The following is a 10,266-nucleotide window of genomic DNA, read 5'->3' on the forward strand; positions in this document are numbered from 1 at the left end:
AGGTCGGCCGCGCACCGGTCGCGCAGCGCGGCGGACCGGCCGGCGACCGCGCCCAGCCCGACCATGGTGAGCGTGCCCAGGACGGTGTCGTGCAGGTCCCGGTTCTGCCGCCGTTCGGCCTCGCGGGCGGCCCGCGCCACCACCGCCTCCCGGGTGAGCCGGTGGTGCGCGACGAAGGCCCGGTCGGCCCGGCCGATCCGGCGGCGCATGATCGCGGTCATCGTCGCCGTGCAGCCGGTCTGCGCGAGCAGCGTCGCCGCGTGTGCGGTGGCCTCGCGGGGGTGGCCGGCGGCGTGCGCGCCGAACACGTACGCGGCGGTCACCAGCAGCCCGGCCGGGACCGACCAGCGCGCGGGGGCGGTGGCCTGCGCGTTGATCACCGTGGTGCTGGCCAGCACCGCGCCGCCCACCGCGATGGCGACGGTCTCACTGGCCAGCCGAGCGGTGTTGATCATTCCGGCGCCGGTGGCGGCGCGGCCCGGCTCGACGCTGCCGATCGCCAGCGCGTCGAGCAGCCCGATGGAAAGCCCCACGCCGACGCCGATGGTGAGCAGCGGCCCGGCCAGCGCGCCGGCGCCGCTGTCGGGGGCGAGCACCGTCGCCCAGGCCGCGCCGACCGCGACCACGGCCACCGAAGTGACGATCACCGCCGGGGCCGGCACCAGCCGGGTCAGCACCCCGCCGAGCAGCGGCAGCACCAGGGTGGGGGCGGTGAGCAGGATCAGCGTCGCACCGGCCGCGCCCGGACTCGATCCGACCACCGTGGTGAGGTACGACGGCAGGTAGACCAGGAGCGGCACCAGCACCGCGACGATGGTGGCCGCCGCCAGGCAGATGCCGAGGAACCGGGGGCTGGCCAGCAGGGCCAGGTCGAACATCGGCTGGGCGCGTCGCCGCTCGACGCGGACGAAGAGCACCAGCAGCGCGAGCGCGGCGGCGAAGGCGGCGACGATCACCGGGTGATCCCAGCCCAGGTCGGGCCCCTGCACGAAGCCGAAGATGAGCAGCAGCAGGGCGGCGGTGAACGAGACCGTGCCGGGCCAGTCGATCCGGCCGCCCTGCGACCGGCGGGACTCGGGCAGCAGCGGCACCAGGGCCAGCACCACCAGCCCGACCAGGGCCGGGGCGGCGAAGACGGCCCGCCAGCCGAAGCCTTCGACGAGCAGCCCGGCGACGGAGGGGCCGAAGGCCAGGCCGACGCCGATGGTCGTGCCGAAGACACTGAAGACGCGGGTCCGGGCCGGGCCCTGGAAAGTGTCGGCGAGGATCGCGGAGGCGCTGGTCGCGGCGGCGGCCGCGCCGACGCCGGCGAGCGCGCGCAGGACGTCGAGCAGCACGATGCTGTCGGCGACCGCGCCGAGCAGCCCGGAAGCGGCGAAGATCGCGACGCCGGTGGCGAAGACCCGTCGCCGGCCGAAAAGGTCGGCGAGCGCGCCGGTGGCGAGCATGAAGCTGGCGAAGGTGGCGTTGTAGCCGTTCACCACCCACTGGACGCCGGCCAGCCCGGAGTCGAGGTCCCGGCCGATGTCCGGCAGCGCGACCGACGCGCCGGTCAACGACACCGGCAGCGTCAGTGTGGACAGCAGGACGGCGACCAGCACGACCGCCCGGTGGTTACGCACGGATCTCCCCGTTCTTCCGGCCGCCCCAGCCTAGTTGGCGCAGGTGAGACGGGCCCCGACCGGGGGCGGAGATCACCTGGCCGGCATCGTCGCTCCTCGCGCGGCAGCGGGCCCGATCAGCGGCCGGCGGAACGGTTCCAGGGCGAGCGGGGCAGGGCGGTGCCGGCGAGCGGCCGACGCGCGCGGCGACGCCGGCGACGCCCCGGGGTGCAGGGCGGCCGGGACACGGTGTGCACCGGCGCGGGCACGGCGGGTTGCCGGCCGATCAGCCAGCAGAGGAAACGGTCCATCGGCGGCTCAGCCGACCGGGAGGCGCTGCGCGTCGGAACGGGAAATCTCGTACTGGGCGCCGCAGAACGTGCACTGCTGCATGTACCGGGTGCGGATCGGGATGATCGGGATGAAGAACAGGCTGAACTTGGTCGACCGGCGGGTGATGACCTGCGCGGCATGGTTGCGGCAGTTGCGGCAGACCTGCTGCACCACGCCAGACTGACTGACCTTGGTGCGGAGCCCGAAGATGAAGAACATCGCCGGGCAGTACCCACCGGGACATCGTTTATCACCACCCGACGGCGTTCGTTTCGAACGCTGAACGCCCGACCCGTCATGCCGGGTCGGGCGTTCAGCCTGTCGCGTCGACAGGGTCACTCGTCGCTGCTCGACCAGCTGCCCCAGTTGTCGTCGCCCTTGTCCCGGCCGCGGTCCTCGTCACGGTCCTCCCGGTCCCGGTCCTCGTCCCCCTTGTCCCGGTCCCGGTCCTCGTCACGGTCCTCCCGGTCCCGGTCCTCGTCGCACTTGTCCCGGTCCCGGTCCCGGTCCCGGTCCTCGCCGCTCCCGGCCCGGCTCCAGTCCTCGTCGCCCTTGTCCCGGTCCCGGTCCTCGCCGCTCCCGGCCCGGCTCCAGTCCTCGTCGCCCTTGTTCCAGCCCCGGTCCTCGCCGCCCTTGTCCCGGCCCCGGTCCTCGTCACGCTCCTCGCGGTCCCGGTCCTCGTCGCACTTCTTCCGGTCCTCGTCGCTCTTGATCTGGCCCCGGATCTCGCCGTTCGGGTACTTCTTGGTGTGCACGTTGACGTACGTGACACCGGCCTGGATCGCGTCGACGAGCTCGTCGAACTCGCCGGGCTCGATGCCCTGGTCGGCGGGGCCGACGACGTCGTCAGGCTTGATCGTCCCCTCCACCGTGCCCGAGGACTCGGGGCAGGAGGGGACGTGCTTCGGCGCGCCACCCTTGGCGTCCTTGAGGTTCGAGCACAGGAAGGCGGCGATCCCGCCGCTCTGGTGCCGGCCCCCGAAGTGGATGTGCGCCTGCTGCACGTCCCGCAGGTCTTCGTAGCTCAGCCGATACCTGATCTTCTTGTCCCGTTCGTCGATCTGCGCCACGAACCGGCCCGAGCCGGGCGTGGAGATCGTGAGCGGGTCCTCCTGGTAGCCGCTGAGCCTCGCCCGCACGGTCTCCCTGTGCCGCGAGTCGCTCCAGTCCGATGAGCCGCGGGAGTCGCGGGAGTCGCGCTGGTCGTGCGACCCGCGCTGGTCGCCCGAGTCGTCTTGTCCGTCGCCCATCGCCGCGGTTCCCAGGGCCGCGGTGGCCGCCAGCGCCGCGCTGGCGGCCACCGTCACTGCCCAGAACCGAGTACGTCGAATCATCTCTGCTGTTCCCTCCTAGACGGGGCCCGAGCCCGGAATCGACGGCGAAACGCCCATCCATCACGGGCCACGGGCATGCGAAGACGCCGCGCGCCGGAGAAGTGGTCGTCCGGACCTCCGGCACTCGGGATCGATTGGCGCCCTATGGTGAAATTGTCCCATGTTCGCCACATACCGGAGCCGCCTTCCCTGATCCGACCGCCAGGGATCTTCGGGCGCTGTGCATCGGACTGGGGGCTCTACGCTCATCCGGGTGATTCGGGGTGGCGGACCGCGGAAAGCATCGTCCCGCCGCAGCGCGCGGTCGAAACCGGTGTGCGCGACGACCGCTCCCGCCCACACGTCGAAGCGCCCGACCGCTGTCCTCCAGCAGTCGGGCGCTTCTGAATCCGGGACGCGGCGAGGAGTTCCAGGCCCCGCCGGGGGTGGCCGGGTCAGCCGGCGGCGTCGGCCGTCTCGGGCTCCAGCCCGGGGATCTCGGCGGCGAGCCAGATCGGCCGCCAGTTCTCGACCTCGTGGTAGCGGCGCAGCTCGGCCAACCCGGCGACGGACCCGGCCCAGGCCGCGTACGGGGGGTGCTGCTCGTCGAAGCCACTCTGCACGAAGGTCAGCTTGGTCTTCCCCTGCGACTCGGCCAGCTCCCAGGTGGTGACGCCGGTGGGCCCCCAGTCGACCGACATCTTCCGGCCGGGCTCCAGGTCCACCACCTTGGCGGCGTAGCCGGTCTCGAAGCCGCCCATGGCGTAGCGGCCGCCGACCCAGGGCTCGATCCCGATCGGGTAGCCGAACCAGGCGCTGGCCTGCTCCGAGTCGGTCAGCGACTCGTACACCTTGGGCAGCGGGGCGTCGATGAGCAGCTCGCCGCGCAGGTCGGCGGAGGTGAAGTCGACCCTGGGCAGCAGCGGCCGGCCCTCCAGGTGGGCGGCCAGGTTGGCGATGGACAGCGCCCAGAAGGTCTGGAGCACCCCGCGGATGCTGCTGCCGCTCATCGCCTCGGCGAAGTCGAAGTGGCTCTGCGACAGCGACAGGACGGTGGCGTCGGGACCGTCGGCGCGCAGGTGGAACTCGGCGGTGGTCTCGACCCCGTCGAGCAGCCAGGCGAAGCGCAGGGTGTCGTCGTCGGCGTGCAGCAGCCGCTGGTGCGGGGCGTCGCCCTCGGGGGTGTGGCGGCCCCAGAACTCGTACCGCTGCGGCAGCTCGACCTCGGCGTGCTCGGCCAGCCAGGCGCGCAGCTCGGCGGGGTCGGTCAGGGCGCGACGGACGGTCTCGACCGGCGCGGCGAGGCGGGCGTGCACCTTCATCGGTTCACTCACGGTCTTTCCCCTTCGGATAGCAGGCCACGGCGAGCTTGAAGGCGTCGCCCTCGGCGCCCCCGTAGCGGGTGAACAGGTCCTGCAGAGCGCTCTGCAGGTCGTGCAGGAACTGCTGGCGTTGCTCTGCCGGCACCCGTATCTCGCCGGAGACCCCGACCGAGGGGAGTTCGGGGGCGGCGCGGTCCAGCCCGGCGATGTCGGCCTGGACCTCCTCCATCAGGTCGAGCAGGTAGCCCAGGCTCAGCTCGTCGCGGGCGCGGCGCAGGCCGATCCGGCCGACCAGCCGGGGTGAGAGCCAGTAGGACCGGGCGGCGGCCTGGTAGATGCCCTCGGTGATGCCGCGCACCTTGCGCTCGTTGACCAGCTCGACCAGGCCGGCGCCGACGAGCTGCTTGACGTGGTAGTAGACGCGCTGCGGCGTCTGGTCGAGCCGGGCGGCGACCTCGGTGCAGGTGCGCGGCTCGGCCAGTTGCCGCAGCACCTCGACGCGCTGCGGCTTGAGCAGGACCTCGGCCTGCTCGATCTGTTCCAGGTACAGGACGTCTCTCATGGCAAAATCAGTTTGTACGTACAAAACTTCTTTGTCAATGGCTTCGACGAAAAGGCCGCGCGGGTCGCGCGGCCTTTCGTGACGAGGCCTCCTACTTGGACCGCGCCAGGGCGCCCGCCGGCTTCTCGACCTTCACCGGCATGCCGTAGTCGGACAGCTCGATGGCCACGTGGAGGTGATACGTGAAGTTCTCACCCCTGATGCTCGACCGCGCCGTCCGGTCGTAGGTCACCGTCGCGATCCGGTTGTCCGCGCCGAGCGTCACGTCGCCGACGAAGCTGTCGGCGACGATGTGGCTGCGGCGATCCTCGACCGTGACCTCGAAGTGGTAGCCGCCGGCGGTCTCCGTGACCTTGGCTCCGGCCTGCCGCAGTGCGCGAAACAGGTCCTGCGGGTCCGCCGAAGCGCCCAGACCGCCGTCCAACGCCAGGTCGAAGTTGAGGTTGTCGTGCGTGCCCGGCTCCCGGCTCCAGACGATCTCGCCGTTGCTGCCCACACTGCCGTTCGGCGCGCCGATGTACCGGACGCCGCCGATCAGCCGCTCATGCTCGAAGCCCGCCGCGACCACCGGACGCAGACCCGTGTACGGCGAGTCCAGGTAGCCGGTGGCCGTCGTCGGATCGAAGGCCCCCGTGGTGACCCAGCTCCGGCTCACGGGCTCGGGCAGCTCACCCTTCGGCGGCGCCTTGTCCTTCGAGGTGGTCGTGACCTTCACCCGGTAGCTGATGTTCTCGCTGGCCGCGGCGGCGGCGGCGAGCCGCATCTGCGGCGACTCGGCACTCGCCGCCGGAGGCCGCCCGGCCACCGGCGGCGAGTCTGCCGTGCGCACGGGCGCGCCGATGGTCGCGACCGCGGCCAGCGCCCCGACCACACCGACGACGCCGGCGGCGTACGTCGTGCGCACCAGCGCGGTCCGCCGCCGGTGGCGTCGGGTAGCCTCCGCCAGCACGTCGCGGGTCAGTGCCAGCCCGTCGACCCGGTCCCGCATCCCGGCGGCCAGCCGCTCTTCAAGGTTCGTGTTCATTTCCCGCTCTCCTTCATACCCGTGAGTCCTCGAGCGCCCAACCGGCCGTGAGCTCGCGCAGCCGGACCAGCCCCCGCGAGGCGGACGACTTGACCGTGCCGACCGAGCAGCCGAGCACCTCGGCGGCCTCCGATTCGCTGAACTGCTCCCAGTAGCGGAGCACCAGCACGGCCCGCTGTCGCGGCGGCAACATGCCCAGCGCCTGGATGAGTGCCTGCCGGACGTGCAGCGCGTCGGTGCCGTCCGCCTGGCTGGGCGGCTCGATCTCGGTCAGCACCTCCGGCCGCCGCCCGCGCACCCGCCACCGGTCGACCGCGAGGTGGTACAGCGTGCGCCGCAGGTAGCCCTCCATGTCGCCGTGCACCCGGCCCCAGTTGCGCATCAACCGCTCCAACGCGGCCTGCACCAGGTCCTCACCGGCGACCCGGCTGCCAGTCAGCAGCACGGCCGTCGCGAGCAGTGCCCTGCCACGTTCGGCGACGAGCACGTCCAACCCGTCAAAGCGTTTCTTCCGCCGCACCGGCTCTCCTTCCCTCCCCACCCAGGACGACCGGTACCGACCAAAGGTTGACTCGGGACGCACACGAGAATGGCCGCGCATGTCGCGCGGCCATTCTCGTCAGCGGGAGGTGCTCAGGGCAGCCAGTCCGGGCGCAGCGGATAACTCGACGCGCCCTCCGGGCCGTTGCGCGTAGCGAGCACCTGATGCAGCTGGATGCCGTTGCGCTCGAACGCCATCCGCGACCCGGCCATGTAGAGGCCCCACACCCGGGCGGTGCCCGCGCCCACCTCGGCGACGCAGAAGTCCCAGTGCTCCACCAGGTTGCGGCACCAGGCGGCCAGGGTCAGCGCGTAGTGCCGCCGCAGGTTCTCCTCGTGCTGCACCTCCAGCCCCACGTCGTGCAGCTCGCCGACCAGCCGCCCCGGGCCGGCCAGCTCCCCGTCCGGGAAGACGTAGCGGTCGATGAAGGCGCCGGAACGGTGCGGCGCCCGGTTGTCCGCGCGGGTGATGCAGTGGTTGAGCAGCCGGCCGTCCGGACGCAGCCGGTCGCGCAGGGCGGCGAAGTAGGTCGGGTAGTTGCGCACCCCGACGTGCTCGGTCAACCCGATCGAGGAGACCGCGTCGAACTGCTCGCGCGGCGCGTCGCGGTAGTCCAGGTGGCGCACCTCGGCCAGCCCGGTCAACCCCTCCCGCTCGATCGCCGCCCGCGCCCACTGCGCCTGCGCCTTGGACAGGGTCACCCCGAGCGCCTTCACGCCGTACTCGCGGGCCGCGTGCCGGACCATGCCGCCCCACCCGCACCCGACGTCGAGCAGCCGCATCCCGGCCCGCAGCGCCAACTTCTGCGCCACCAGGTCGTACTTGGCCGTCTGGGCCTGCTCCAGCGTGTCGTCCGGGGAGCGGTAGACCGCGCAGGTGTACGTCATCGACGGACCCAGCACCTTCTCGTAGAAGGCGTTCGAGACGTCGTAGTGGTGGGAGATCGCCGTGCTGTCCCGGCTGCGGGAGTGCCGCAGCCCGTTGATCACCCGCTTCCAGCGCGGCAGCGCCTCCTGCGGCGGGGGTGCCGGTGGCAGCAGCCGCTCCCAGCCCAGCCCGCGCACCAGCGCCAGCCCCTCGGCCAGCGACGGCGTGCGCAACCGCAGCTCGTCCTTGAGCACCTGCAACGCCTCGTAGGGGTCGCCCGGGTGCACCCCCTGCAACGCCAGGTCGCCGCTGACGTACGCCCGGGCCATGCCCAGGTCGCCGGGGGCGGTGAGCAGGTAGGTCAGGCCCCGCTCGGAGCGGATCGACAGGGTGATCCCGGCGTCGGCCGGGCCGAGGGCGCTGCCGTCGTACCCGGTGATCCGCACCGGCAGCGGGCCGGTGGTCAACGCGCGGACGACGTCCGCCACGGTCGGACCCCGATGCCCGTTCCCCGCCGGCGGGGTCGCGGGGACGCTCGCCGCCCCCTGGTCTCGATCGGTCAGGCTCATGCTCGTGCTACCGCCTTCTCGTACAGTCCGGTGAGCCGGTGGTCCGGGTCGTAACGGTCCTTCACCGCGCGCCACGTCACGCCGCCGTAGAGCCGGTCGAAGGAGTCCCGGTCGTAGTACGCGTCGGAGTAGAGCGACTTGTGCCCGCCCAGCTCCGACACCGCGCGTTCGATCGCCCGGTTGACGTCGCCGTCGGCGGCGCCCTCGGCGATCGGCACGCTCCCCCAGAAACCGATGTTCACGTAGTCCCGCCCGGCCGCGAGCGGATAGAGCGGCCAGGCCCGGGCCGACCCGGGGCCGGCCGGCTCGCGCAGCCGCAGCGGGCAGAGCCAGACCGGGGTCATCCCGACGTCGCGGGCGAACCAGCGCAGGAACTCCGCCGTGCGGTCCAGCGGGATCTCGACGTCCTGCACCACCCGTTCGCGGGCCGGCTGGCCACGCCACCGGTCGACGCGCGCCGCCACCTGGTGCCGATGCTCCAGGCGGACCAGCCGGTGGTAGAAGTCGCTGCGCCGCCACCGCGCCGGCCAGATCCGGCGGAGCACGGGATGCTGCACCCCGAACGCCGCCGAACACCAGAACCAGTCGGTGTCCCAGCGCCACAGATAGTCGTACGTGGTGAGCGCGTCGCGGGTGCGCCGACGCAGCGACCGGTAGTAGATGTCCTGGCCGGTGTAGTCGCTGAGCCGCCCCGCGTCGTCGGTGAAGGTGCCCAGCACCAGGTACGACTCGCCAGGGCTGAACATCACCCCGTCCATCGCCTCCACCGGCTCCCCCGCCCAGGAGCGGGTCGCGCTCACCTCGGCGATCGCGTCGGTGAGCGCCTCCAGCCGGGTGAACCGGATGTTGCGCAGGCCCACGAAACGGCGTACGGGCTCCAGCTCGATGCGCAGCCGGGTGGCGTAGCCCAGGCTGCCCAGCGAGTTGGGGAAGGCCGCGAAGAGGTCGGCGTGCTCCCCGTCGGGCCGGGCGGTGACGATCTCGCCGGCCCCGGTCAGCACGTCCAACTCGAGCACCGACTCGTGCGGCAGGCCGTTGCGGAACGAGGTCGACTCGATGCCCAGCCCGGTGACCGCGCCGCCCAGCGTGATGGTGCGCAGCTGCGGCACCACCAGCGGCATCAGCCCGTGCGCGAGGGTGGCGTCGACGAGGTCCTCGTAGGTGCACATGCCCTGGACGTCGGCGGTGCGGGCCGCCGGGTCCACGGCGAGCACCCCGCCGAGCCCGCTGACGTCCAGCCCCGGTGCCCGCGGGGCGGACCTCGGGCGGAACAGGTTGGAGGTGCGTTTGGCGAGCCGGACGGTCTGCCCCGCGGGCACCGCCGCGTAGGACCGACGCAGCTGGGCCACCGCACCGTCATGGTCGACCGAATGATCCACACGCACCGCGCGCATGCGATCACTGTACGCGCCGAGGCGTCGATGTCGTGGGATGTCCACGGTGGCCATTTCGCATCCGGCGCCGGTCGGGCGGGTCACCGTGGCCGACCGCTGGCCGCGACCGGTCGCCGATGTCACCGACCCTGAATCTCCACGCTGAACCTGCGGGTGGTCGCGGCGAGGTGGGCGGCATAGCGTGGAGCCATGCCAAAAGCTGTCTGGAACGACGTGATCGTGGCCGAGAGCGACGACACTGTGGTGGTGGAGGGAAACCACTACTTCCCCCGCGCCGCCCTACGCGACGACCTGATCCGCGAGTCGGGCACCCACACGTTCTGCCCGTGGAAGGGCACCGCCTCCTACTACACCCTGGAGCACGACGGGCGGACCAGCGCGGACGCCGTCTGGTACTACCCGGAGCCGAAGCCGGAGGCGGAGATGGTCCGCGACCGGGTCGCGTTCTGGAAGGACGTGCGGGTCGTCGACTGACCGACCCGGGCGGGGCCGGTTGGCCATCGACACCCCCGGTGGGTCAGGATGCCGGTATGCCCGTCCCCGTTGAGCGCCACGACCCGTCCGGCACGGTCTACCGGCGCGCGTCCCGCCCCGGGCTGCCCCGGGACCCGCTGATGCGCACCGCGGTGATCGCCGCGCTGGTCGGCGTACTCCTCGGGGCGTTCTTCGCCACCGGTGTGATGGGCGGCGGCGGCGACGAGCCGGTGGTGCCGGCGGCGGCCGGCGCCCCCTCGACGGCG

General features: G+C 72.4%; 9 protein-coding genes and 2 pseudogenes. 2 read left to right on the forward strand and 9 right to left on the reverse strand.

What is annotated here, in order from left to right:
• Positions 1-380 precede the first annotated feature (380 nt).
• The 9 genes and pseudogenes from NCC78_RS21100 to NCC78_RS21140 form a co-directional block, all read right to left on the reverse strand.
• Positions 381-1,622: pseudogene (locus tag NCC78_RS21100) on the reverse strand (MFS transporter); the annotation flags it as partial.
• A 297-nt stretch (positions 1,623-1,919) separates the two neighbouring features.
• Positions 1,920-2,273, reverse strand: coding sequence for a zinc-ribbon domain-containing protein (locus NCC78_RS21105; protein ID WP_250796483.1), 354 nt, complete (start codon positions 2,271-2,273; stop codon positions 1,920-1,922).
• Positions 2,270-3,268, reverse strand: a complete 999-nt coding sequence (locus NCC78_RS21110) for a CHRD domain-containing protein (RefSeq protein ID WP_250796485.1) — start codon at positions 3,266-3,268, stop codon at positions 2,270-2,272. Before NCC78_RS21110 ends, NCC78_RS21105 begins: the two co-directional genes overlap by 4 nt.
• Positions 3,269-3,702: 434 nt before the next feature.
• Positions 3,703-4,581: an SRPBCC family protein gene (locus NCC78_RS21115; RefSeq protein ID WP_250796486.1), complete on the reverse strand. Its 879-nt coding sequence runs from the start codon at positions 4,579-4,581 to the stop codon at positions 3,703-3,705.
• Positions 4,574-5,131 (reverse strand): winged helix-turn-helix domain-containing protein, encoded by a 558-nt coding sequence (locus NCC78_RS21120; RefSeq protein ID WP_250796487.1) that lies wholly within the window; start codon positions 5,129-5,131, stop codon positions 4,574-4,576. Before NCC78_RS21120 ends, NCC78_RS21115 begins: the two co-directional genes overlap by 8 nt.
• Positions 5,132-5,222: 91 nt before the next feature.
• Positions 5,223-6,155: a hypothetical protein gene (locus tag NCC78_RS21125; protein ID WP_250796488.1), complete on the reverse strand. Its 933-nt coding sequence runs from the start codon at positions 6,153-6,155 to the stop codon at positions 5,223-5,225.
• 13 nt (positions 6,156-6,168) lie between these two features.
• Positions 6,169-6,675, reverse strand: a complete 507-nt coding sequence (locus NCC78_RS21130) for a SigE family RNA polymerase sigma factor (RefSeq protein ID WP_250796489.1) — start codon at positions 6,673-6,675, stop codon at positions 6,169-6,171.
• Between the two features lie 113 nt (positions 6,676-6,788).
• A complete protein-coding gene (locus NCC78_RS21135) occupies positions 6,789-8,132 on the reverse strand; it encodes a class I SAM-dependent methyltransferase (RefSeq protein WP_250796491.1) in 1,344 nt (447 codons plus the stop codon).
• A complete protein-coding gene (locus NCC78_RS21140; RefSeq protein WP_250796492.1) occupies positions 8,129-9,526 on the reverse strand; it encodes an FAD-binding oxidoreductase in 1,398 nt (465 codons plus the stop codon). Before NCC78_RS21140 ends, NCC78_RS21135 begins: the two co-directional genes overlap by 4 nt.
• Before the next feature lie 189 nt (positions 9,527-9,715).
• On the opposite strand from NCC78_RS21140, the gene NCC78_RS21145 reads away from it, so the two are divergent.
• Together NCC78_RS21145 and NCC78_RS21150 are read left to right on the forward strand one after the other, a co-directional pair.
• Positions 9,716-10,000: a DUF427 domain-containing protein gene (locus NCC78_RS21145; RefSeq protein WP_250796493.1), complete on the forward strand. Its 285-nt coding sequence runs from the start codon at positions 9,716-9,718 to the stop codon at positions 9,998-10,000.
• 56 nt (positions 10,001-10,056) lie between these two features.
• A pseudogene (locus tag NCC78_RS21150) lies at positions 10,057-10,266 on the forward strand (RICIN domain-containing protein); the annotation flags it as partial.

This window comes from Micromonospora phytophila, from assembly GCF_023656545.1.
Taxonomy (GTDB): domain Bacteria; phylum Actinomycetota; class Actinomycetes; order Mycobacteriales; family Micromonosporaceae; genus Micromonospora; species Micromonospora phytophila.

What these genes read in the sequence shown, in the direction of transcription:
- NCC78_RS21110 (WP_250796485.1), bottom strand. Translation starts at nt 3,268, where the DNA reads ATGATTCGACGTACTCGGTTCTGGGCAGTGACGGTGGCCGCCAGCGCG.
- NCC78_RS21120 (WP_250796487.1), bottom strand. Translation starts at nt 5,131, where the DNA reads ATGAGAGACGTCCTGTACCTGGAACAGATCGAGCAGGCCGAGGTCCTG.
- NCC78_RS21125 (WP_250796488.1), bottom strand. Translation starts at nt 6,155, where the DNA reads ATGAACACGAACCTTGAAGAGCGGCTGGCCGCCGGGATGCGGGACCGG.
- NCC78_RS21135 (WP_250796491.1), bottom strand. Translation starts at nt 8,132, where the DNA reads ATGAGCCTGACCGATCGAGACCAGGGGGCGGCGAGCGTCCCCGCGACC.
- NCC78_RS21140 (WP_250796492.1), bottom strand. Translation starts at nt 9,526, where the DNA reads ATGCGCGCGGTGCGTGTGGATCATTCGGTCGACCATGACGGTGCGGTG.
- NCC78_RS21145 (WP_250796493.1), top strand. Translation starts at nt 9,716, where the DNA reads ATGCCAAAAGCTGTCTGGAACGACGTGATCGTGGCCGAGAGCGACGAC.